We start from the raw sequence: 22,770 nt of genomic DNA on the forward strand, positions 1-22,770 counted from the left end.
CGTTCGCTGCTCGGGACGACGACGGGCTTCGTGACGACCGCTGGTGCGGATCTGGCGTCACGGAGCCTCCTTCTGTCGTCATGGCCGCGGGTCGACCTCGGCCGACCGATGCATGCTAATGCCCTGCGCTGGCGGTCCCCTCCGAGGAACCGTGAGGTCCGCTGGGCAGCAGTCGAGGGCCGAGGGACGGCGTCCGGACGGCACGGGGACGGACCGACGCTGGGAGGATGGGGACGTGGTCCCGTCACTCCCCGCCCTCACCGACCTGCTCGCCGACGCGCACGTGGTCGCCCTCCCGATGCGCGTCCGGTTCCGCGGGATCACCGTCCGCGAGGCCCTCGTCCTCCGCGGCCCGGCGGGCTGGACCGAGTTCTCCCCCTTCGTCGAGTACGACGACCAGGAGTCCGCCGCCTGGCTGCGTGCCGCGATCGACTTCGGCTGGACGGACCACGAACCCGCCGCTGACTCCGTGCCGGTCAACGCCACGGTGCCGGCGATCGCATCGTCGGCCGTCGCCGACCTGCTCGGGCGGTACCCCGGCTGCACGACAGCGAAGGTCAAGGTGGCCGAACCCGGCACCACGGTCGAGGACGACGTCGCCCGTGTCGCCGAGGTCCGGCGGGTGATGGGGCCGGACGCCGCCGTGCGCATCGACGCGAACGGGCTGTGGAGCGTGGACGAGGCCGTCGTCGCGCTGGAACGCCTGGCGCCCTTCGACCTGCAGTACGCCGAGCAGCCGTGCCGCACGGTCCCCGAACTCGCGGAACTGCGACGCCGGATCGACGGCCTCGGGGTGCGGATCGCTGCGGACGAGAGCGTCCGCAAGGCCTCGGACCCGCTCGCCGTCGCCCGGGCCGGCGCCGCGGACGTCCTCGTCGTCAAGGCGCAGCCCCTCGGCGGGATCACCGCGGCGCAGGCCGTCATCGCCGAGGCCGGGCTCCCCTGCGTGGTGTCCAGCGCGCTGGACACGTCCGTCGGGCTCGGGATGGGGGCGTTCCTCGCGGCGTCGGCGATGTCCCCGGGCTACGCCGCGGGCCTCGGGACGGCCGTCATGTTCGAGGGGGACGTCACCTCGGCGCCGCTCCTGCCCACAGCCGGGAGGATCCCCGTCCGCCGCGTCGACGTGTCGCCGGAGCTCGTGGCGCGCTTCCGTGCCGCGCCCGAGCGGGCAGCGTGGTGGCGGGCGCGGCTGGAGCGCGTGCACGCGCTCCTCGCCGGCGCGTAGCGTGGCCGCGCACCGCGCACCGCGCACCGCGCCGCGCCGCGCCGCGCCCGGCCCGCACCCGCGCAGTCCCCGGTGAGATCACACTTCGTGTCGCCTCCGGCGGCCCGAAGGCGACACGAAGTGCGATCTCAGCGAACGGTGACACGCGCTGCTCGCAGCGTCCTGCGCCGCGCGCCGCGCGCCCGCGGCCGCCGCGACCGGTCGCGACACCCCGCTCACGTCCGTCGAATGGTCAGGTCTCGTCGGCCGGCGCGGGCGCCGACGACGTCCTGTGACCGCTGGGCGCACGTCCTGCGGGGTGTTGCGACCACTCGACAAGCCCCGGACGCCGCCCCCGCCCCAGTCGCCGCGCCTTCCCCGAACGCCGCGCCGCGCACCGCGCGCCGCCGCGGGGCGCCGCGACCGGTCGCGACACCCCGCTCACGTCCGTCGAGCGGTCAGGTCTCGTCGGTCGGCGCGGGCGCCGACGACGACCTGTGGCCGCTGGGCGCACGTCCTGCGGGGTGTTGCGACCACTTGACAAGCCCCGGATGCCGCGCCGGCCCGAACGCCGCGCTGGCCCCCGATGCTGCGCCGGCCCGAACGCCGCGCCGGCCCCGGATGCCGCCCCGGCCCCGAACGCCGCGCCGGCCCCGGACGCCGCACCACAGACCGGACCCGGACGCACCGGAGGCCCGGTGCGAGGCGGACCTGCACCGGGCCTCCTGGGAGGACGCGTCAGCGACGACTCACAGACCGGAGTAGCTGTGCAGCCCCTTGAAGAACACGTTGACGACCGAGAAGTTGAACATGACGGCGCCGAAGCCGATGAGCGCCAGCCACGACGACCGCGCTCCGCGCCAGCCCCGGGTCGCACGGGCGTGGATGTAGCCCGCGTAGATGACCCAGATGATGAACGTCCAGACTTCCTTGGTGTCCCAGCCCCAGTAGCGACCCCAGGCACGCTCGGCCCAGATGGCACCGGCGATGAGGGTGAAGGTCCACAGCACGAAGCCGACGAGCAGGACGCGGTAGGTCAGGACCTCGAGCCGGTCGGCGTCGGGCAGGGTCTCCATGAACCGGAGCTTCTTGGCCGCACCGCTGTGCCCGAGCCGGTAGGTCTGCACGAGCTGCGACACCGCGAGACCCGCGCCCAGCGCGAAGAACCCGGTGCCGGAGATGGCGACGAACACGTGCAGGACGAGCCAGTACGACTGCAGCGCAGGCTGCAGCGGGACGACGGGGACGTAGTAGTTCACCGTCGCGATGCCGAGCAGGATGATCGTCAGGCCGGTGATGAAGACGCCGAGGAACTTCAGGTTCTGCCAGAGCTGCACGAGCAGGAAGATCGCGATGATCAGCGCCGTGCCCGTGAGGGAGAACTCGAACATGTTGCCCCACGGCACGCGGTCAGCCGCGATGCCCCGGAGGACGACCGCGCCGACGTGCAGCACGAGCGCGAGGATCGTCATCGCCATGCCGACGCGTTCGAACCGCGAGCCGCCGCCACGCCCGGAGCCGGACTTGACGGGGGCTTCGACGCGCTCGAGCACGACGGTGCCGCCCTGCACGGTAGCGACGGTCTTGGCCTGCCGCTTCGACGCGGTCGCAGCGACGTCCGCGCCGCGGTCGGCGCCCTCGGCGACGCGGACGTCACCGGAGCGTTTGGCCATGTCCAGCGCGAACGAGATGAACGCGATCACGTAGACGGCCATCGCCGAGTACGTGAGGACGACCGAGTAGGTCGCGAGGTTCGCAGTCATGTCATTCACGAGGGCATCCTAACTCCGAGGTCCGACAAGTGTCGGTTGGCGATCTCGGCGACGGCGCGCTCGAGGTTGGGGTCCTCGCCGCGGGCCAGGCCCGCGTACTCGAGGTCGTACTCGCCCTGGTCGGAACCGGTCCGGGGCACCGCCTTGACCCACACGCGTCGGCGCGGGACGAACAGCGAGGTCAGCAGCCCGAGGACGCTGAGGATCGCGAACCCGCCGACCCACAGCTGCGAGGGGTCGTGGTGGACGTCGAGCGACACGTACCGCTTGACGCCGTCGAACGTGATGGACCCGGCGCCGTCCGGGAGCGTCTTGGTCTGTCCCGGCTTCAGCTGGACGCTCGGGGACGCGGCCTTGGTGCCGGCGATCTGCGTCAGCCCCTTGGTGGAGAGCTGGTAGACGCTGCGCGGCACGCCGTCGTCGAGCCCGAGGTCACCCGTGTAGACCTGCAGGCTCAGCACCGGGTTCTCGGTGTCGGGGTAGGACGACGAGAACGCCCCGGTGGACTGCTTGACGGCCGTCGGGTAGAAGAAGCCGACCATGCCGAGCTGCGTCGGGGACGCGTCCGGCACCTTGATGACGCCGGTGGAGGTGTAGTTGGCGTCAGCGGGCAGGAACGGCACGACGTCCTTGAGTGCGACGTTGCCGTCGCCGTCCCGCACGGTGACCTGCATGGCGTAGCCGTTGCCGAGCAGGTAGACGTTGGTGCCGCCGATCGACAGCGGGTCGTTCACGCCGAGTCGCTCGGTGGACGCGTCGCCGCCCTTCTCGCGGCTGGTCACGGTCGCCGAGTAGTCCAGCGCCTGCCCGAGGGCGTTGAGGTTCCGCTCCTCGTACTTCGTGACGAACTTGTCGAGCGTCAGGTTGTAGCCCTTGAGGTCGGTCTGCTGGAACCAGCGCCCCGGGTTGAACGAGTCGTAGGACCCGAGGACGTTGGAGAACGTCTGGCCCTCCACCAGCAGGCGCTGTCCCGTGTACCCGAACCCGCCGCCGATGCCGACGGCCACCAGGACGCCCACCAGTGCCGCGTGGAACACCAGGTTGCCGGTCTCGCGGAGGTACCCGCGCTCCGCGCTCACCGAGTCGCCGAAGCGCTCGACCCGGTACCCGGACCGCTTCAGGACGGCGGCGGCGCGCGAGATCGCGTGGTCGACGGACGGGAGGCTCGTGGCCGCGTCCGTCGTGTCGCCGCCGTCCGTCAGGGTGTCGCGCTGCACGGCCGCGCTGCGGAAGCCGGCGAGCCGCGTCAGTCGCGCCGGGGTCCTCGGCGGGCGGGTGCGGAGCGCCTGCCAGTGGTGCCGCGTGCGGGGGATGATGCAGCCGATGAGGGAGACGAAGAGCAGCAGGTAGATCGCCGAGAACCACACGGACGTGTAGGTGTCGAAGACCTGGAGCTTGTCGAGGATCGGGTAGAGCGTGGTGTGGTCGGCCTTGTACTGCACGACGCCGTTCGGGTCCGCGGTGCGCTGTGGCACGAGCGAGCCCGGGATCGCCGCGAGGGCGAGCATCATCAGCAGGAACAGCGCCGTGCGCATGCTCGTGAGCTGGCGCCAGAAGTACCGGACGTAGCCGAGCACGCCGAGCTTCGGCTGGTTGACGCCGTCGGAGGGCGCCTGTGCGGTGCCGTCGACGTGGTCGGACGGCCGCTGCGGGTCGGAGGCGACGTCGGCGCCGGACTCGTCGGGGGTCTCGTTCGTGGGGTCAGACCGCGGGGACAAAGCTCTGGATCACCGCCCCGGCGCTCGACATGACGGCCGACCAGATGCCGGTGACCATGAGCAGGCCGATGACGATCAGGATGGATCCTCCGATGATGTTGACGGTGCGCATGTGGCGCTTCACGGCGCGGATCGCTCCGGCCGCCCACCCGGCGCCGAGGGCGACGAGCAGGAACGGGATGCCGAGCCCGAGGCAGTAGGCGACGCCGAGCCACATGCCCTGCCAGGCGCTGCCGGACTGCACGCTGAGCAGGTTGATGGCGGCGAGCGTCGGGCCGAGGCAGGGGGTCCAGCCGAGGCCGAACACGATGCCCAGCAGCGGGGCGCCGACGAGCCCGGTCGCCGGGGTCCACGAGGGCTTCAGCGAACGCTGCAGGAAGGTGAACCGGCCGATGAACACCAGCCCCATCAGGATCACCACGACGCCGAGGACCTGCGTGATGACGTCGCGCCAGCGCACCAGCCAGAAGCCGAGCGCGCCGAAGACGGTCGTGTAGGCCACGAACACCACGGTGAAGCCGAGGACGAAGAGCAGCACCCCGAGGACGACGCGCCCGCGACCCCGACGACCGGCGTCGGCGATGCCGCTGACGTACCCGAGGTACCCGGGGACGAGCGGCAGGACGCACGGCGACAGGAACGACACGAGCCCCGCCAGCAGCGCCACCGGGAGGGCGACGAGCATCTGCCCGCTGAGGATCGCGTCGGAGAAGGGGTTGCCGCTCATGGGGTCAGGACGCCTTGAGCTCGTCGCTGACCAGGGTGTCGAGGATGCTCGTGCCGTCGACGGCGCCGAGGACGCGAGCCGCGACCCGGCCCTTCGTGTCGAGGACGATCGTCGCGGGGACGGCGTTCGGTGCGATCTGGCCGGACAGGGCGAGCTGCATGGTGCCCGTGTCGGCGTCGAGCACCGTCGGGTAGTCGACCTTGAAGGTGCGCTCGAAGGCGGCGGCGGTGGCGGCCTGGTCACGGACGTTGACGCCGATGAACTGGACGTCCTTGTCGGCGTACTCCGCCTGGACCTTGCTGAGGTACTTGGCCTCGGCCCGGCAGGGCGGGCAGCTGGCGTACCAGAAGTTCAGCACCACGACCTTGCCGCGCAGGGCCTTCGACGAGACGCGCTCGCCGTCGGAGTCCTTGGTGGAGAAGTCGACCGTGTCCTTGCGGTCCTTGGCGGAGACCTCGGTCACCGCACCGTCGCCGGAGATGTAGTTCTGCGTGGTGCCGTTGCCGTACTGCTTCGCCAGGGTGTCGCCCCCGCCGGAACACCCGGTCAGGGCGAGGGCGGAGACGAGGGCCGTCGCGCCGACCACGAGGAGACGCTTCCTGATGCTGCTGACGGTCACACTGCTCCTTCGTCGATCGCGGACGCGCGCAGTTCCAGCGCGGGGTCCGCGTACCCGACCTCGGTGAACCGACCGTTCGGCGTGGCGGGCACACGCTCGAGGGTGGTGATGCTCGACAGGTCGCAGCGGCGCTTGCGCGGGTCGTGCCACAGGGGCTCCCCCGCGAGTCGCCGGTGGACCATCCAGATCGGGAGCTGGTGGCTGACGAGGACGACGTCGCCGTCCTCGACGCTCTCCCACGAGGTGGTGATCGCAGCGACCATGCGGTTCGCGATCGACTCGTAGGCCTCACCCCAGCTGGGACGCCAGGGGTTCGCGATCCAGGGCCACTCCGCCGGGCGACGGACCGAGCGCTTCGTGAACCCGGGAGGCTGGCCCTCGTACCGGTTCGTCGGTTCGATGAGCCGTTCGTCGAGGGAGACGTCGAGCCCGTACAGCTCGGACCACGGAGCTGCGGACTCCTGCGTGCGCTGGAGCGGTGAGGCCACGATGCGGCGGACGTCCACCCCGGCGGTCTTCCACGCGGTCGCGGACGCGGTGGCCATGCGGGCACCGAGCTCGCTCAGCCCGAAGCCCGGGAGCCGTCCGTAGAGCACACGGTCCGGGTTGTGTACCTCGCCGTGTCGCACGAGGTGGATTCGGGTCGCGGGCATGGGTTCCAGTCTAGGTCGATCCACCGACCCCACTGCCCGCAGGGCGAATCCACGGCTTCGGGACCGTTCAGCCGAGGTGCCCGGAGAGCCTGCCGTGCAGGGCGATGGACCCCGTGTTCAAGTTGACCACCTCGACGCTCGAGCCGTGCTTGGCGAACCGCTGCTCGATGCCGTCGAGGGCGGCCACCGTGCTGGCGTCGAAGACGTGGGCCTCGGACATGTCGATCACGACGCGCTCCGGGTCGTCCGCGTAGGAGAAGCGCGTCACGAGGTCGTTCGACGACGCGAAGAACAGCGCACCGCGCACCCGGTACCGGACGGTGCGCTCGTCGACGGGCTCGCGCACGACCTCGACCACGTGCGCGACCCGCCGGGCGAACACGAGGGCGGCGACGACCACGCCCACGAGCACCCCGGTCGCGAGGTTGTCCGTCGCGACGACCACGAGCACGGTGATCACCATGACGGCGGTCTCGCCGAGGGGCATCCGACCGAGCGTGCGCGGGCGGATGCTGTGCCAGTCGAACGTCGCCACGCAGACCATCAGCATCACCGCGGTGAGCGCCGCCATCGGGATCTGCGCGACGACGTCGTGCAGCACGATCGTCAGGACCAGCACGGAGGCCCCGGCCGCGAAGGTGGAGATCCGGGTGCGGGCGCCGGCGGTCTTCACGTTGATGACGGTCTGCCCGATCATCGCGCAGCCACCGGTCCCGCCGAAGAACGCGGAGGCGATGTTCGCGACGCCCTGCCCCCACGACTCCCGCCACTTGCTCGACCCCGTGTCGGTGATCGCGTCGACGAGCTGCGCGGTGAGGAGCGTCTCGATGAGGCCGACGATCGCCATGCCGAACGCGAACGGCGCGATCGTCGTCAGGGTCTCGAAGGTGAAGGGCACGGTGATGCCGTTGAACCCGGGCAGTGCCGTGGGCAGCGCACCCTCGTCGCCGACCGTCGGCACCGCGATGCTGAAGACGACCGTGATGAGCGTGATCACGACGACCGCGATGAGCGGCGCCGGCACGGCCTTGGTGAGGAAGGGGAAGGCGACGATGATGCCGACGCCGAGGGCCGTGAGCGGCCACACGACGAAGGGGACGTCCGGCCCGAGCAGGTTCGGCAGCTGGGCCGTGAAGATCAGGATCGCCAGGGCGTTCACGAAGGCGACGTTCACGCTGCGCGGGATGAACCGCATCAGCCGGGCGACCCCGAGGAACCCGAGCACGAGCTGCATCAGGCCGCCGAGCACGATCGTCGGGACGAGGTAGTCGATGCCGTGGTCGCGCACGAGCGGGGCGATCACGAGCGCCACCGAACCAGCGGCGGCGGAGACCATCGCCGGGCGACCGCCCACGATCGAGATCACCACGGCGATCACGACGCTGGAGAACAGCCCGACGGCCGGGTCGACACCGGCGACGACGGAGAACGAGATCGCCTCGGGGATGAGCGCGAGCGCGGTGACGATCCCCGCGAGGACCTCGCGCGAGAGCAGCCGCGGCGAGCGGAGGGCCGAGAGGACGGTCGGGGCGTGCATGGTGGTCGACATCACCGCCGACTCTACCGTCACGTGAGGGTAGGGTCCCACCAGCACCCACCCGAGGAGGTCTGCCACCATGTCCGACGTGACCCAGACCATGCACATCGGCGAACTCGCCGAGCGCGCCGACATGTCGCTCCGCACGATCCGGCACTACGACGAGGTCGGCCTGCTGGTGCCGAGCGGCCGCACCACCGGCGGCTTCCGCGTCTACACGGACGGCGACCTCGAGCGGCTGCTGGTGATCCGTCGGATGAAGCCCCTCGGGTTCTCACTCGAGGAGATGGGCGACCTGCTCAGCATCGTCGACGGGCTGCCGGGCGCCGACGCGGACGACACGGCCGCACGGGCAGCGCGCCTCGACGCCTTCCTCGAGGACGCCCGAGCCCGTCACGCGAAGCTCGTCGAGCGGGCGGGCATGGCCGAGGAGTTCATCGGCACGCTCGGCACCCTGCGCGCCGCCCTCCCCTGACTCCCCGGCCTCGGGCGTCCGCAGTGACTGCTGCCAGCGCGGTCGCCGCTGCTCCCACCGCTCCTGCACGCGGTCGTACTCAGCGATCAGGCGCAGTGCCTTCTTCCGTGGGAACTGCGCGAGGAGATCTCGGTTGAACTGCTCACGGATCTGCTGACGTTCGTCCGTCGTCCGACGGATCGGGTACATGATCGTCTCCCTCCACCAGGAACTTCACCACGACCCTGGCGATCGGGTCGTCGATCTGCCCAGGTATCTGCATCTCGTACATCGCATCGACGGCTCGGGCGCCGATCTCGCTCCGCGCCACGTCTCCGGCACAGATCATCTCGATCGCCCACGTCACCTGAGCCCACCGGTGCGCGCGTTCGTTCCGGTCACGTTCCTGCCACCACCGGACGGTCGACCAGACGACGCCGATGCCGGTACCAGCGAGCGCCAGCAGCGAGCCGACGACCGTCGCCACCGCCGCGGGCGGCCAGGCCGCGAGCACCTCGGTCCCCGCCGTCATGAGGACCTCCTCCCCTGCTCGCGACCCGGCCACGTCGAGAACGCTACGGAGCACCCAAGGCGAGCCGAGCCTCCCGTCCGCCTCCGTGGAGAACGCCCGACGTGAGCCGCGCTGTGGAGGAGCAAGATCCTGCGCACCTGGACCGCCGCGCCCGTCCCGGTAGACTCGACGACCGTGATCGAACGCACCCGCATCAGCGACCTCGCAGCACTCCCCGACGGTCCCGTCTCCGTGGCCGGATGGGTCGAGACCGTCCGCGACCAGAAGAAGGTGCAGTTCGTCGTGCTCCGCGACGAGACCGGCGCCGTCCAGCTCGTCAACCCCGCGACGCGTGAGGCCGTGGAGGGCGACGACGCCTCGGCGACCGCGCTCGCCACGACGGAGTCGATCTCCGGTCTGGCGCACGGCTCCTTCATCCACGTGACCGGCACGCTCAAGCACGACGAGCGCGTGAAGCTCGGTGGCCTCGAGGTCAAGGTCGGCGACCTGACCGTCGTCAGCGCCGCCATCCCGGAGACGCCGATCGCGGACGACTCCTCGCTCGACAAGCGCCTCGACTGGCGCTTCCTCGACCTGCGCAACCGCAAGCAGAACCTGATCTTCCGCATCCAGACGACGCTGGAGCACGCCTTCCGCACCTACTGGGTCGAGCGCGACTACATCGAGATCCACACCCCGAAGCTGATGGCGTCGGCATCCGAGTCGCGCGCCGAGCTCTTCCAGCTCGAGTACTTCGAGACGACCGCCTACCTGGCGCAGTCGCCGCAGAACTTCAAGCAGATGGCCCAGCCCGCTGGCTTCGGTGCCGTGTTCGAGATCGCCGACGCCTTCCGCGCCGACCCCTCGTTCACCTCGCGCCACGCCACCGAGTTCACGAGCGTCGACGCCGAGTTCTCGTGGATCGAGTCGCACGAGGACGTCATGGCGATGCACGAGGAGGTCCTCGTCGCCGGCATCACGGCCGTCAAGGAGAAGTACGGTGACGCGATCCAGGAGGTCTTCGGCTTCGAGCTGCAGGTCCCGTCGACGCCGTTCCCCCGCGTGACCCTGGCCGAGGCGCGTCAGATCGTCGTCGACAGCGGCCACGACGTCGTCCGCGCCGACGGTGACCTCGACCCCGAGGGCGAGCGCCGCGTGTCGGCCTGGGCCAAGGAGCACCACGGCTCCGAGTTCGTCTTCGTCACCGACTACGACGCCTCGATCCGGCCGTACTACCACATGCGCCACGCCGACGACCCGACGCTCACGAACAGCTACGACCTGCTGTTCAACGGTGCGGAGATCTCCACGGGCGCGCAGCGCGAGCACCGCGTCGACGTCCTCACCGCGCAGGCGGAGGAGAAGGGCCTCGACCCGGCCGAGCTCGGTTGGTACCTCGACTTCTTCCGCTACGGCGTGCCGCCGCACGGTGGGTTCGGCATGGGCCTGGCGCGCGTGCTGATGCTCATGCTCGGCGAGCCGTCCATCCGCGAGGTCACCTATCTGTTCCGCGGCCCGACGCGCCTCACCCCGTAGGCACTGCGGCGGCGCTGACCGCCGGCGCACGTCGCACAACCGAGACCGGCTCGAACCGCGGATGTCCGTGGTTCGAGCCGGTTTCCGTTGTGCGCCGGCACGGCGAACCGGCGGCGGCGGCGGCGACGGCGGGCGCAGGCGAAGGGCGCAGGCGCAGGCGCAGGCGCAGGCGCAGACCGACGCAGCCGCGCCGCGGACCCGCGCGGCAGGCCCGCGCGCGTCAGGCCCGCGCGGCCGCCCGCTCGAGCGCCGCGGCCAGCCGAGCGGCATCGACGCGCCAGTTGCTGTGCACCCGGCCGTCGATGAGCACGACAGGGATGTCCTCCGCGTACTCGAGCCGGAGCGCCTCGTCGTCGAGGATCGACCGCTCGGTCAGCGTCACGCCCGGGTGGGCGGCGACGACAGACTCGACGACCGGTCGGGCGTCGTCACAGAGGTGGCATCCGGGCTTGGTGAGGAGCGTCACGGCTGGCATGGAACCAGGGTAGACCGCCCGGGAAATGCGAAAGCCCCGGCGAACCGGGGCTTCTGCGGCAAGTCCTTCGACTTACTTCTTGTTGCGACGCTGGTGGCGCGTCTTGCGAAGGAGCTTGCGGTGCTTCTTCTTCGCCATGCGCTTGCGACGCTTCTTGATGACAGAACCCATGTGGACCTCGCTCGGACTGATGGTGATGTACGGACACCGGGCCGATGAAGCCGCGGAAAATCAACCTGCCCGATGCTACCGGAGCGCGACTGTGATGTCGAACGCGCCGGCTCGCCGGGGCTGGTCAGCGCTAGCCGACGTCGGCGATCCCGCCGCGCAGGACCTCGGCGACGGCGGACTCCGGCACGCGGAAGGACCGGCCGAAACGGATCGCGGGGAGCTCCCCCGCGTGGACCATCCGGTACACCGTCATCTTCGAGACGCGCATCATCTCGGCGACCTCCGCGACGGTGAGGAAGCGCACGTCGTCGAAACTGCCGGCCATGGTCCGCCTTCGGTCGCTCACGCTCGGACCCGAACGCGGGAGATTGGTGTGACCTGAGTGGTCACTGGCAACTGTAGGGGCGCGTGCGGCCTCGTGTCCAGACTCGCGGGTCAGTCCTGATCGGGCCGTTTGGTGAAGCGGCGGCGCGAGGTCTCGACGACCTTCCCCCACCCCTGCTGCGCGCCCGAGAACGCCGCGGTGGCGCGGTGCGACGCCTCGGCCATGACGCGCCCGAGCTCGATGCCGACCTCCACCGTGGCCTTGCCCGCGACGCCGTTCCGCCGCACCGACACCGGCTGCCCGTCGGGCGTCCATGCGGTGGTCGCCAGCGTGCCGTCGGCGTCGACCGCGCCGGTGAACGGCAGGACCCACTCCTCGATGTGCAGCAGCGGCTCCGGGTCGAGCCGGTAGTAGCGGTGCTGCCCTTCTTCCCGGGAGGTGACGAGGCCGATGTCCCGGAGCACGCGGAGGTGCTTCGAGACCGTGGGCTGGCTGACCCCGAGCTTCTCGACGAGCTGACCGACGCTGAGCTCCCCCGCGGTGGCGTCGGAGCCGTACGCCGCGAGCAGCGTCCCGAGGAGCTCCCGCCGCGTCGGGTCCGCGACCACGCTGAAGATGTCGGCCATGGGGAGAGGCTAACCGGCCGACCGCGGATGTACCATGCGATGCGTCCCGCCCATGTCCTCGGAGGCATACGATGCTCGATCGCACGGAGCCCCCGAAGGTCCTGCCGACCCCGAGTCGCAAGCGACCCTCGCGCATCGGCACGGTGCTCCGCTCGTCGCCGTCCCGTCTGGCGATCGTGGTGTTCGTCGCGCTGATCTTCGTCTTCACGGCGCTGTTCATGACCCCGCTCGCGGCGGCCGACGGGGAGTCGACGCACTTCGCGGACGCGCTGTTCACCGCCGCGTCCGTCGTCTGCGTCACCGGGCTCGCGACCGTCGACATGGCGACGCACTGGTCGGTCTTCGGCAAGACGCTCGTCGTCATCGGCACGCAGATCGGTGCGGTCGGCGTGCTGACCTTCGCGTCGATCCTCGGCCTGTTCGTCACGCGGAAGCTCGGGCTGCGCGCCAAGCTCATGGCCGCCGGGGACTCCAACCCGCTCCGTACGCACCACGGCGCCGCGCCCGAGGGCCAGGCCGTCCGGCTCGGCGAGGTCGGCACCCTGCTCGCCACGGTCGCGGTGAGCACCCTGTCGATCGAGATCGTGCTCGGGCTGCTGCTCCTGCCGTCGGTGCTCCTCGCCGGGATGCCGTTCTGGACGGCGGTCGGCGACTCCTTCTACTACGCGGCGATGGCGTTCACGAACACCGGCTTCGCGCCGAACGCCAGCGGGCTCGACCCGTTCGCCCACGACTACTGGTTCCTGACGCTGCTGATGATCGGCGTCGTCGCGGGCTCGATCGGCTTCCCGGTCATCCGTGCCCTGACGAAGCAGCTCCGGACGCCCCGTCGGTGGCCGATCCACGTCAAGCTCACGCTCGCGACCAGCGCGGTCCTGCTCGTCGGCGGCGCGGTGGTCTACATCGCGCTCGAGGCCTCGAACCCGGCGACCTTCGGCCGCGAGGGCGCCGGTCGCACCGCGTTCCAGGCCCTGTTCCTGTCGACGATGACCCGCTCGGGCGGCTTCTCCCTCGTCGACTTCGACCAGCTGAACGGGTCGAGCCTGCTCGTCACGGACATGCTCATGTTCATCGGCGGCGGCTCCGCGTCGACCGCCGGCGGCATCAAGGTCACGACCCTCGCGGTGCTCTTCCTGGCGGCGGTGGCCGAGGCCCGTGGGCGCCAGAGCATGGAGGCCTTCGGCCGCCGGATCCCGAGCGACGTGCTCCGCGTCGCGGTCGCCGTCGTGCTGTGGGGAGCGACCATCGTCGCCGTCGCCACGGTCGTCCTGCTGCAGATCACCCACGATTCGCTCGACCGCGTGCTGTTCGAGGTCATCTCGGCCTTCGCCACGTGTGGGCTGTCCTCCGGCGTCTCCGCCGACCTGCCGGAATCCGGCAAGTACGTGCTCGCGGCCACGATGTTCCTGGGCCGTGTCGGTACAGTGACCATCGCCGCAGCACTGGCTGCCAGCCAGAGCCGGCAACTGTTCCGCCGTCCCGAGGAGAGGCCGATCGTTGGCTGACCGAACCCGCCCGCCGCACCCGCTCGGCGCCGTCAGCCACGACGCACCCGTGCTGGTGATCGGCCTCGGCCGCTTCGGCGCCGCCACCGCCGGCCAGCTCGAACGACAGGACCGCGAGGTCCTGGTCGTCGACACCGACGCCGGCCTGGTCCAGAAGTGGTCGGACCGCGTCACGCACGCCGTGCAGGCGGACGCCACCGACATCGACGCCCTGCGGCAGATCGGTGCGGGCGACTTCCCGATCGCCGTGGTCGGCACGGGCAGCGACCTCGAGTCGAGCGTGCTCATCACCGCGAACCTGGTCGACCTCGGCATCCCGCAGATCTGGGCGAAGGCGATCAGCCGCTCGCACGGCACGATCCTGTCGCGCATCGGCGCCAACCACGTCGTCTACCCCGAGCGCGAAGCCGGCGAGCGCACCGCGCACCTGGTGTCGGGCCGGATGCTCGACTTCATCGAGTTCGACGACGACTTCGCCGTGGTCAAGATGTTCCCGCCGCGCACGGTGCGCGGGAAGGACCTGGCCACGACCGTCATCCGCACGCGGTTCGGCCTGACGGTCCTCGGCATCAAGCCGCCGGGAGAGCCGTTCGTGCCCGCCACGCCGGAGAGCGTGATCGGCGAGCACGACGTGATCATCGTCTCCGGGTCCACCACCGCGCTGGAGCGCTTCGCGGCCCTGGAGTGACCACAGGACAGACTGGGCCCACGCCGCCGGTCCCTGGCTGACGCGCCAGCGGCAGACAGGCCGTGCCGGTGGGGGGAGGCTCGTGGCGGCGCCGCCACGAGCCTCCCGTCCGTCGACTGGGTGCGTCTAGAGCTTCGACAGCTCCTCGGCCCGTGCGATCGCCGCGTCCGCGGCCCGGCGGAGCGTCGCGGCGAGGTCGGCGTCCTGCAGGACCGCGACCGCGCGCTCGGTGGTGCCCTTCGGGCTCGTGACCGCACGGCGGAGGTCGGCGGGTTCGCGACCGGAGCGCTCGAGCAGCTCGACCGCGCCGCGCATCGTGCCCTGCACCATCGTCTCGGCCTGCTCCGGGGTGAAGCCGAGCGACTCGGCGGCCTGCTGCCACTGCTCGATGAGCAGGAAGACGTACGCGGGGCCGGAGCCGGACACGGCGGACAGGGCGTCGAGCCGGTCCTCGGGGACCTCGATCACGGAGCCGGAGACGTCGAAGAGGCTCGATGCCAGCGCGACGGCCACGGCGTCGGCGGACGCGCCACCGCTGATGCCCGTGACGCCGTGGCCGACGCCGATCGGCGTGTTCGGCAGTGCCCGGACGACACGGACGGAGTCGGGGACGCGGGCCTCCATCGCTGCGGTGGTGACACCGACCGCGACGGACACCACGACGGCACCGGGCTCGAGGTCACCGGCCACCTCGTCGAGGAGGTCGCCGATCACGAAGGGCTTCACGCCGAGCACCACGACGCCCGCCCCGCGGACGGCGGCGCGGTTCGCGTCCGGGTCGGTGTCGGTCGCGTGGGCGTGGAGCCCGCGTTCGCGGTGCGCCGCCGCTGACGCCTCGGACTTCGTCGTCAGGACCACCGTCTCCGGGGCGAGGCCGGCGGCGAGCAGGCCGTCGAGGACCGCGCCGGACATGGAACCGACGCCGAGGAGGGCGGTGCGGGGCAGTTCGATCGTCATGGCCCGACCCTACCGAGCAGGCTGCCCGTAGGATCGAGCAGCAGGTTCGAGACAGGGGTCACAGTGAGCGCTTCCGGAGGCAACCGGGCCATCTTCGCCGCACTCGGTGCGAACGTCGGCATCGCGGTCGTGAAGTTCATCGCCGCAGCGATCAGCGGGTCCGCGTCGATGCTCGCGGAGGGCGTGCACTCGCTCGCCGACTCCGCGAACCAGCTCCTGCTGCTGCTCGGCGGCCGACGCGCCCGACGTGCCGCGGACGAGGAGCACCCGTTCGGCTACGGCCGCGAGCGCTACGTCTACGCCTTCGTCGTCTCGATCGTGCTGTTCTCCGTCGGCGGTGTGTTCTCGCTCTACGAGGGCATCGAGAAGTTCGCCGACCCGCACCCGCTCGACAACTGGTGGTTGCCGATGGTGGTGCTCCTCATCGCGATCGGGCTCGAGGGCTTCTCGCTCCGCACCGCACTGAAGGAGGCGAAGCCGAACAAGGGCTCGCTCTCGTGGGTGCAGTACGTGCGCCGGGCGAAGGCACCGGAGCTGCCCGTCGTGATGCTCGAGGACACCGCAGCCCTGGTCGGGCTCGTCTTCGCGTTCTTCGGCGTCGGCCTCACCGCGCTCACCAGCAACGGGGTGTTCGACGCGATCGGCACCGTGCTCATCGCCGTGCTGCTCATCGCCGTGGCCCTGGTGCTCGGCATCGAGACGAAGAGCCTGCTCGTCGGCGAGGGTGCCAGCGCCGCGGACGTGACGGCGATCAAGGCGGCCGTGCTCGACGGCCCCGAGGTCGAGTCGATCATCCACATCAAGACCCTGTACCTCGGCCCGGACGAGCTCATGGTGGGCGTGAAGGTGGCGGTCGACGGGGACCGACGGCTCGGGGACGTCGCGGCGGGCATCGACACCGTCGAGCAGCGGGTCCGCGCGGCCGTCCCGATCGCCCGGGTCATCTACGTCGAACCCGACGTGCTCCGCACCGGGCCGCGTCCGCCGACCGAGGCGATCGTGATCCGCGCGGCCGACTAGCGCTCAGCGGCGTCAGCGTCAGCGGCGCTCGCCGAAGAAGTCGTCCAGGAGTGCCGCGCACTGCTCCTCCAGCACGCCCGCCACGACCTCGGTCCGGTGCGGCAGCCGGCGGTCCCGGGCGATGTCGTAGACGCTGCCCGACGCCCCGGCCTTCGGGTCCCAGGCGCCGAACACGACCCGGGGCACGCGGGCCGCGAGGACCGCACCGGCGCACATCGGGCAGGGCTCGAGCGTGACGACGAGCGTGTGCCGGTCGAGGTGCCAGTCCCCCGTCGCGGCCGCGGCTGCCCGGAGCGCGATGACCTCGGCGTGCGCGGTCGGGTCCTGTGTCGCCTCGCGTTCGTTGCGTCCGGTCGCGACCACGGCACCGTGTTCGTCGAGCACCACGGCGCCGACGGGCACGTCCCCGGTGGCGAGGCACGCCCGGGCCTCGTCGAGCGCCCGTTCCATCGCCGCCACGTACGGACGGGCGGCGGGGTGCTCCACGGGTCCTCCTGGGGGTTCCTCGGTGACGCCCGCGACCGCTGGTCGGCACGGGGCACGCTACGCTCGACCCTATGCGAGTCCACGTCGCCGACCACCCGCTCATCACGCACAAGCTCTCGGTGCTCCGCGACCGGACCACGCCATCGCCCACCTTCCGGGCGCTGACCGAGGAGCTCGTCACGCTCCTGGCGTACGAAGCCACCCGGAACGTCCGCGTCACGGCCACGCCGATCTCGACCCCGGTCGCCCAGACCATGGGCGTCGCCATCGCGAAGCCGCGTCCGCTCGTCGTGCCGATCCTCCGTGCAGGCCTCGGCATGCTCGAGGGCATGGTCAAGCTCGTCCCGACCGCCGAGGTCGGCTTCCTCGGCATGGCGCGCAACGAGGAGACCCTCGAGCCGCAGACCTACGCGGAGCGCCTCCCCGACGACCTGTCGAACCGCCAGTGCTTCGTGCTCGACCCGATGCTGGCCACGGGCGGCACCCTCGCAGCGGCGATCGACTTCCTGTTCGCCCGCGGAGCCGAGGACGTCACGTGCGTGTGCATCCTCGGCGCACCCGAGGGACTCAAGGCCGTCGAGGAAGCCGTCGGCGACCGCGACGTCACGATCGTGCTCGGCGCGCTCGACGAGCGGCTCGACGAGAACGGGTACATCGTCCCCGGTCTCGGCGACGCCGGCGACCGCCTGTACGGCCTGGCCGAGTAGCCGGTCCGACACGACCGCACCGTCCGGTCGGACGGTTGACAGCGGCTTGGTATACCGCTGATACTCGTGTCCATGACTGCACTCGTGTCCACCCGCGTCCTCTCCGAGGCGTGCTCCTCCGCAGGGGCAGTGGGGACGACCGGCATGATGATGCCGACGACGGCGGTCATGCGTTGTCGAATGTGTGCCTGACCGGTACCCGTTCCAGCCGGATCCCCCGCGACACCACCCCCGTCGCGAGCGCGTGATCCTCGGGTGACGACCACCGACGACGCGACACGTCCCGTCTCGAGGTCGTCTCCCCGCATCCCCGGGCAGCCCCGGTCCGCAGCAGGACCGTTGGTCGCCGATGCCTCCCGCCGTCAGGCGGACGCCACCCGGGACGACGCATTCGACACCGGACGCACTGCGGGAGCAGTCGCGGCCACACCGCACGGAGAACCGCCATGTCGCTCACCATCCCCCAGCCCCAGACCGCCCTCCGCGCCGCAGCACCGGCCCCGACCGACCTCGGCACGGTGACGCCGATCCGGCCCCGTCGCGCGGCGGTCCAGCCGGAGCGCACGACCATCCCGACCAGCCCCGTGGTCGCTCCGCAGCGGAACCGCGCCCTGCCCGAGGGCACCGAGGCACGTGGCTTCGCGCTCTACGTCGGGATCGACGAGGAGAAGGCCGCCGCGGCCGGCACCACGCTCGCTGCGGTCGTCGAGCAGCTCAAGGCGCTCACCGCGCAGCTGGTCCCCACTGCGGAGACCTACGCTGCCGTGGCCGTCGCCGCCGAGCACTCCGGTGGACGTGACGTCGACGTCGTCCGACTCGCCCTGCAGGACCGGTCGGCCGTCGCCGCACGGAAGCAGGCCGAGAAGCCCGAGCCCGAGGAGACCGGCGTCGTCATCGACATCTCCCGCAAGCGCGTCACCCTCGACGGCGAAGCGGCTCCCCTGACGTTCAAGGAGTTCGAGCTGCTGCAGTTCCTCGTGCTCCGCGAGGGCCGCACGGTGGACCGCTCGGCGATCATCGAGGGCCTGTGGTCCGACGGTGAGGACGAGACCCCGAACGAGCGGACCATCGACGTGCACGTCCGTCGTCTCCGCTCCAAGCTCGGCGCGTTCGAGGAGATCGTGCGCACGGTCCGCGGCGTCGGGTACCGCTTCGACCGCCACGCCGACGTCGCCGTCCGCTACGCCTCCACCCCGTCGCCCGACCTCTTCTGAGCACGGGGCGGTCCGGCGCGGCCGCCTGCCCCTCGTTCGCCCGGCTCCGAGGGAACTCGCAGGCAACGAAGCAGGATTGCCGCTGGCGCCCGTTACCCCTTCGTTATACAGTCAGTTCTGCAGTCGTTGTTTGCTGTGGCAGCGGCTGTGGAATGTGATTGCAGGACACTCTTGGTGCAAGGGAGAGGGCCGGTCGTCCCCAGGACGACCGGCCCTCGTGCGTTCCCCCGCCCGCGCCGTCGACGGACGGGCGGCGGCGTGGCCGACCAGTGTCCGATGCCGTCGGTAGTGTGGTGAGCCACCCGACCGAGAGGACCGCGACCGTGGACGACGAGGCGCTCGTGGACGAGCCGACACTCCTGGACGCCAGGACGCTCGGGCACGACAAGACCGTCGTCCCGGACCCCACCCGCAGTGAGAAGGCCGTCGCCGTCTCCGCGTGGGAAGCCCTCTTCCGGGCGCAGGTGTCCGTGATGCGGAACCTCAACAGCGAGTTCCCCGGGGACGAGATCTCCTTCAACGAGTACGACGTCTGCTTCAACCTCTCCACGCAGCCGGGCCGCCGCTGCCGGATGCGCGACCTCACCGGCCACCTCCTCCTGACGCAGCCGAGCGTCAGCCGCCTGGTCGACCGGCTCGCCACCCGCGGCATCGTCGAGAAGCAGCCGGACCCGACCGACGCCCGCGGGGTCATCGTCGCGCTGACGCCGCACGGGTTCGACGTCTACCGCGCCGTCGCCGTCCAGCACGCCACCAGCATCGCCGAGCAGCTCAGCGCCGGCCTCGACGACGCCGAGCTCCGGACGCTCACCGACCTCTGCACGAAGCTCCGCGTGGCCACCGGGGAGCTCCCGGCGGCGCGACGCGGTGCCACGACCGACACCGTCTCCGCATGACGGGCGCACTGGTCTGGCTGCGGGACGACCTGCGGCTCGCGGACAACCCGGCCCTCCGTGCGGGGATGGAGCACGGCGGCGACCTGACCGTCGTCTACGTGCTCGATGACGACAGCGCCGGCATCCGCCCGCTCGGGGCCGCGGCACGCTGGTGGCTGCACCACTCGCTGGCCTCGCTCGACGCCGACCTGCGTCAGCACGGGTCGCGGCTCGTCCTGCGTCGGGGCGCCGCTGCGGACGTCATCGACCAGCTCGTCGCGGACACCGGCGCGGACGGGGTCTTCTGGAACCGTCGCTACGGGCCGGTCGAGCGCGACATCGACGCCGGCATCAAGGCGTCCCTGACCGACCGCGGCATCGAGGCCCACAGCTTCGCGGCCGCGCTGCTCTGGGAACCGTGGACGGTCCGCACCGGGCAGGGCGAGCCGTACAAGGTGTTCACGCCGTTCTGGCGTGCGGCACAGGCGATGCCGGAGCCCCGGCACCCGCTCCCGAAGCCGCGCGAGCTGCCGTCCCCGTCGGACGCCGCGGGCGACGACCTCGCCGACTGGGCCCTGCTGCCGACCGCCCCGGACTGGGCCGGCGGACTCCGCGACGCCTGGACCCCGGGTGAGCAGGGCGCGGCGAAGCTCCTCGAGGACTTCGTCGACAACGCGCTCGAGGACTACGAGCAGCGCGACGAACCCGCGATGGCGGCCACGAGCGACCTCTCGCCGCACCTGCGCTGGGGCGAGATCAGCCCGTACCAGGTGTGGCACCGCCTGCACGGGCGACTCGAACCGCACCAGCGGCAGCAGGCACCGGCGTTCCTCCGACAGCTCGCCTGGCGCGAGTTCAACTGGAACGAGTACTTCCACTGCGAACAGCTCGCCACCGTCAACGTCCGTCGGGAGTTCGACGCGTTCCCGTGGCGCGAGGCCTCCGAGGACGAACTGCAGCGCTGGTACCAGGGCCGCACGGGCTTCGACCTGGTCGACGCCGGCATGCGGGAGCTCTGGAGCTCCGGCGCCATGCACAACCGGGTCCGCCTGGCCACGGCGAGCTTCCTCGTGAAGAACCTGCTCGTGGACTGGCGCATCGGCGAACAGTGGTTCTGGGACACCCTCGTCGACGCCGACCCGGCGAACAACGCCGGGAACTGGCAGTGGGTCGCCGGGTCCGGCTTCGACGCGGCGCCGTACTTCCGGGTGTTCAACCCGGACCGGCAGCTCGAGCGGTTCGACAAGCACCGCGAGTACGTCCGGCGCTGGGTGCCGGCCGACGAGGACCGCCCGGAGCCGATGGTCGACCTCAAGGCGACCCGGCAACGCGCCCTCGACGCCTACGACCAGATGCGGCGATCGTGACGTCGTCGTCCGCGGCGGCACCGGGCGCACCCGCCGACGGCTCCGCTCCGCTCGACCCCGCCGTGCTCCGGCGGGTCGACGACCTGTTCCGCGAGCGGGTCGAACGCGGCACCACCCCGAGCTCGGTGTGGGGTGTGTTCGACGCCGACGGCCTCGTCGCCTCGGGCGGGCACGGCGACCGTGGCGACGGCAGGGCTCCCGATGCACACACGGTGTACCGCATCGCGTCCTGCACGAAGAGCGTCACCGCGGCCACGCTGCTCTCCCTCGTCGCCGACGGCCGGGTGTCGCTCGACGCCCCGGTCACCGAGTTCGTCCCGGCGTTCGCCGAGGTCACCCTGCCGACGCCGGACTCCCCCGTGCCGACGCTGCGGATGCTCCTGACGATGTCGGCCGGGTTCCCGACCGACGACCCGTGGGGCGACCGCCAGGAGGCCATCGCCGACGCCGACCTCGACGACGTCCTGCGCGCCGGGCTCCTCTTCGACTCCGTGCCCGGAACGGGCTTCGCGTACTCGAACCTCGGCTACGCACTGCTCGGACGGGCGGTGTCCGTCGTCGCCGGCCGTCCGTTCACCGACGTCGCCACCGACGTCGTGCTCCGGCCGCTCGGTCTCGACGACACCGTCTTCACCGAGCAGGACGCCCGCGGGTACGTCGTGACCGGTGTCCGCCCGTACCGCGGCACCTTCGAGCCGCTGCCGCTGACCGGCCCGGGGGCCTTCTCCCCGATCGGCGGCCTGTACTCCACCGTGGCGGACCTGTCGCGGTGGGCACGGCACCTGTCGTCGGCCTTCGCGCCGATGCGTCGGCCGGGCGCCGAGGCCGAGGACGGCCCGGTCTCCGCGGCTGACCGCCGGCACATGCAGCAGGCCATGCGGCACATCCCGGGCGCAGCCGTCCCGGGTGCGCGACGACCGGTCGGGTACGGCTTCGGGCTGTTCGTCGAGCAGGACGACCACCACGGCGCGATCGTGTCGCACTCGGGCGGCTACCCGGGCTTCTCGGCCCACATGCGGTGGTCCGTCCGGAACGGCCTCGGTGTCGTCGCCTTCGAGAACGCCACCCAGGCGAAGGTCTCGGTCGCGGCCGAGACCGCCCACGACCTGCTGCTGGCCGCCACGAGCCCGACGACGCCCCCGACGCCCGAGGTCCTCCCGGAGACCCGCGCCGCGCAGGCTGCCGTGTTTCGGCTCCTCGCGGACAGGGACGACGACCTGGCGGACACCATCTGCACGCCGAACGTCGCGATGGACGTGCCGTACGACCGCCGTCGGCAGACCCTGGAGGCCGCGGTCGCCCAGGTGGGTGCCGACCGCTCGGCTCCCCCGGTGCAGGAGCTGTCGAACACGCCGACACACCTCCGCTGGTGGCTGCCCGGCACCGCGGGTCGGCTGCGCGTGGAGATCCGCCTGGCGCCGCTCGCGGCCGGGCGCGTCCAGACGCTCACCGTCACCGCCGAACCCGCCGAAGGCACGGCCTGACGAGCACGTCGCCCGATGAGCCGGCAGCAGGACGCGCTGGCCGCCCGGCGAGGACACCGCCCGCCGAGCTGACCGCCTGACGACCTGACGACGACCGGGCGGCTCAGACGGGCGGCCGCCCACCCACGAACCCGAGCGC

General features: G+C 71.5%; 24 protein-coding genes. 11 read left to right on the forward strand and 13 right to left on the reverse strand.

What is annotated here, in order from left to right; genetic code table 11:
- Window positions 1-235: 235 nt before the first annotated feature.
- On the forward strand, window positions 236-1,225 hold the full coding sequence (locus OVA28_RS16680) for an o-succinylbenzoate synthase (protein WP_268097745.1): 990 nt from the start codon (window positions 236-238) through the stop codon (window positions 1,223-1,225).
- Window positions 1,226-1,953: 728 nt separating this feature from the next.
- Here the strand turns inward: OVA28_RS16680 and ccsB are convergent.
- From ccsB to OVA28_RS16710, 6 genes are all read right to left on the reverse strand, one after another.
- Complete coding sequence (gene ccsB, locus OVA28_RS16685) at window positions 1,954-2,967, reverse strand: c-type cytochrome biogenesis protein CcsB (RefSeq protein WP_268098235.1); 1,014 nt, start codon at window positions 2,965-2,967, stop codon at window positions 1,954-1,956.
- Window positions 2,968-2,972: 5 nt separating this feature from the next.
- Window positions 2,973-4,694: a cytochrome c biogenesis protein ResB gene (gene resB / locus OVA28_RS16690; RefSeq protein WP_194662255.1), complete on the reverse strand. Its 1,722-nt coding sequence runs from the start codon at window positions 4,692-4,694 to the stop codon at window positions 2,973-2,975.
- A complete protein-coding gene (locus tag OVA28_RS16695) occupies window positions 4,678-5,421 on the reverse strand; it encodes a cytochrome c biogenesis CcdA family protein (protein ID WP_194662263.1) in 744 nt (247 codons plus the stop codon). The genes resB and OVA28_RS16695 overlap by 17 nt, the downstream gene beginning before the upstream one ends.
- A 4-nt stretch (window positions 5,422-5,425) precedes the next feature.
- Window positions 5,426-6,040: a TlpA family protein disulfide reductase gene (locus OVA28_RS16700; RefSeq protein WP_268097746.1), complete on the reverse strand. Its 615-nt coding sequence runs from the start codon at window positions 6,038-6,040 to the stop codon at window positions 5,426-5,428.
- Window positions 6,037-6,693, reverse strand: coding sequence for a histidine phosphatase family protein (locus OVA28_RS16705; protein ID WP_268097747.1), 657 nt, complete (start codon window positions 6,691-6,693; stop codon window positions 6,037-6,039). Before OVA28_RS16705 ends, OVA28_RS16700 begins: the two co-directional genes overlap by 4 nt.
- A gap of 67 nt (window positions 6,694-6,760) precedes the next feature.
- Window positions 6,761-8,242: a SulP family inorganic anion transporter gene (locus OVA28_RS16710; protein ID WP_268097749.1), complete on the reverse strand. Its 1,482-nt coding sequence runs from the start codon at window positions 8,240-8,242 to the stop codon at window positions 6,761-6,763.
- Window positions 8,243-8,309: 67 nt separating this feature from the next.
- Between OVA28_RS16710 and OVA28_RS16715 the strand changes: the two genes are divergently transcribed.
- A complete protein-coding gene (locus OVA28_RS16715; RefSeq protein ID WP_194662267.1) occupies window positions 8,310-8,705 on the forward strand; it encodes a helix-turn-helix domain-containing protein in 396 nt (131 codons plus the stop codon).
- 142 nt (window positions 8,706-8,847) lie between these two features.
- Here the strand turns inward: OVA28_RS16715 and OVA28_RS16720 are convergent, their stop codons facing one another.
- Complete coding sequence (locus tag OVA28_RS16720; RefSeq protein ID WP_268097750.1) at window positions 8,848-9,216, reverse strand: hypothetical protein; 369 nt, start codon at window positions 9,214-9,216, stop codon at window positions 8,848-8,850.
- Window positions 9,217-9,390: 174 nt separating this feature from the next.
- On the opposite strand from OVA28_RS16720, the gene aspS reads away from it, so the two are divergent.
- A complete protein-coding gene (aspS, locus tag OVA28_RS16725; RefSeq protein ID WP_268097751.1) occupies window positions 9,391-10,731 on the forward strand; it encodes an aspartate--tRNA(Asn) ligase in 1,341 nt (446 codons plus the stop codon).
- Between the two features lie 220 nt (window positions 10,732-10,951).
- Here the strand turns inward: aspS and OVA28_RS16730 are convergent, their stop codons facing one another.
- The 4 genes from OVA28_RS16730 to OVA28_RS16745 form a co-directional block, all read right to left on the reverse strand.
- The gene (locus tag OVA28_RS16730; protein ID WP_268097752.1) at window positions 10,952-11,206 is read right to left on the reverse strand and encodes a glutaredoxin family protein; all 255 of its coding nucleotides are present in this window, start codon (window positions 11,204-11,206) and stop codon (window positions 10,952-10,954) included.
- Between the two features lie 72 nt (window positions 11,207-11,278).
- Window positions 11,279-11,377, reverse strand: a complete 99-nt coding sequence (locus tag OVA28_RS16735) for a 30S ribosomal protein bS22 (RefSeq protein WP_003792170.1) — start codon at window positions 11,375-11,377, stop codon at window positions 11,279-11,281.
- Between the two features lie 130 nt (window positions 11,378-11,507).
- Entirely contained in the window at window positions 11,508-11,702 is a 195-nt protein-coding gene (locus OVA28_RS16740; protein ID WP_071270101.1) for a helix-turn-helix domain-containing protein, read from the reverse strand.
- Between the two features lie 110 nt (window positions 11,703-11,812).
- Window positions 11,813-12,328 (reverse strand): ArsR/SmtB family transcription factor, encoded by a 516-nt coding sequence (locus tag OVA28_RS16745; protein WP_194662271.1) that lies wholly within the window; start codon window positions 12,326-12,328, stop codon window positions 11,813-11,815.
- A gap of 71 nt (window positions 12,329-12,399) precedes the next feature.
- Here OVA28_RS16745 and OVA28_RS16750 point away from each other — a divergent pair, with 71 nt between their 5' ends.
- The gene (locus OVA28_RS16750; RefSeq protein WP_268097753.1) at window positions 12,400-13,833 is read left to right on the forward strand and encodes a TrkH family potassium uptake protein; all 1,434 of its coding nucleotides are present in this window, start codon (window positions 12,400-12,402) and stop codon (window positions 13,831-13,833) included.
- On the forward strand, window positions 13,826-14,521 hold the full coding sequence (locus OVA28_RS16755; RefSeq protein ID WP_071270072.1) for a potassium channel family protein: 696 nt from the start codon (window positions 13,826-13,828) through the stop codon (window positions 14,519-14,521). Before OVA28_RS16750 ends, OVA28_RS16755 begins: the two co-directional genes overlap by 8 nt.
- A gap of 126 nt (window positions 14,522-14,647) precedes the next feature.
- Here OVA28_RS16755 and proC read toward each other — a convergent pair whose 3' ends face one another.
- Entirely contained in the window at window positions 14,648-15,478 is an 831-nt protein-coding gene (gene proC, locus OVA28_RS16760) for a pyrroline-5-carboxylate reductase (RefSeq protein ID WP_268097755.1), read from the reverse strand.
- Window positions 15,479-15,541: 63 nt separating this feature from the next.
- On the opposite strand from proC, the gene OVA28_RS16765 reads away from it, so the two are divergent.
- Complete coding sequence (locus tag OVA28_RS16765) at window positions 15,542-16,498, forward strand: cation diffusion facilitator family transporter (protein ID WP_268097756.1); 957 nt, start codon at window positions 15,542-15,544, stop codon at window positions 16,496-16,498.
- An 18-nt stretch (window positions 16,499-16,516) separates the two neighbouring features.
- Here OVA28_RS16765 and OVA28_RS16770 read toward each other — a convergent pair whose 3' ends face one another.
- Window positions 16,517-16,948, reverse strand: coding sequence for a nucleoside deaminase (locus OVA28_RS16770; protein WP_268098236.1), 432 nt, complete (start codon window positions 16,946-16,948; stop codon window positions 16,517-16,519).
- A 107-nt stretch (window positions 16,949-17,055) separates the two neighbouring features.
- Between OVA28_RS16770 and upp the strand changes: the two genes are divergently transcribed.
- The 5 genes from upp (at window position 17,056) to OVA28_RS16795 (ending at window position 22,631) form a co-directional block, all read left to right on the forward strand.
- Window positions 17,056-17,691, forward strand: coding sequence for a uracil phosphoribosyltransferase (gene upp, locus OVA28_RS16775; protein WP_194662279.1), 636 nt, complete (start codon window positions 17,056-17,058; stop codon window positions 17,689-17,691).
- Between the two features lie 446 nt (window positions 17,692-18,137).
- Complete coding sequence (locus OVA28_RS16780; protein ID WP_268097757.1) at window positions 18,138-18,905, forward strand: winged helix-turn-helix domain-containing protein; 768 nt, start codon at window positions 18,138-18,140, stop codon at window positions 18,903-18,905.
- Window positions 18,906-19,228: 323 nt separating this feature from the next.
- The gene (locus OVA28_RS16785) at window positions 19,229-19,801 is read left to right on the forward strand and encodes a MarR family winged helix-turn-helix transcriptional regulator (protein ID WP_326493762.1); all 573 of its coding nucleotides are present in this window, start codon (window positions 19,229-19,231) and stop codon (window positions 19,799-19,801) included.
- Window positions 19,798-21,147, forward strand: coding sequence for a cryptochrome/photolyase family protein (locus OVA28_RS16790; RefSeq protein ID WP_268097758.1), 1,350 nt, complete (start codon window positions 19,798-19,800; stop codon window positions 21,145-21,147). Before OVA28_RS16785 ends, OVA28_RS16790 begins: the two co-directional genes overlap by 4 nt.
- Window positions 21,144-22,631 (forward strand): serine hydrolase domain-containing protein, encoded by a 1,488-nt coding sequence (locus tag OVA28_RS16795; RefSeq protein WP_268097759.1) that lies wholly within the window; start codon window positions 21,144-21,146, stop codon window positions 22,629-22,631. The genes OVA28_RS16790 and OVA28_RS16795 overlap by 4 nt, the downstream gene beginning before the upstream one ends.
- Window positions 22,632-22,770 lie beyond the last annotated feature (139 nt).

The sequence above is a fragment of the Curtobacterium sp. SL109 genome, from assembly GCF_026672405.1.
In the GTDB taxonomy this organism is placed as follows: domain Bacteria; phylum Actinomycetota; class Actinomycetes; order Actinomycetales; family Microbacteriaceae; genus Curtobacterium.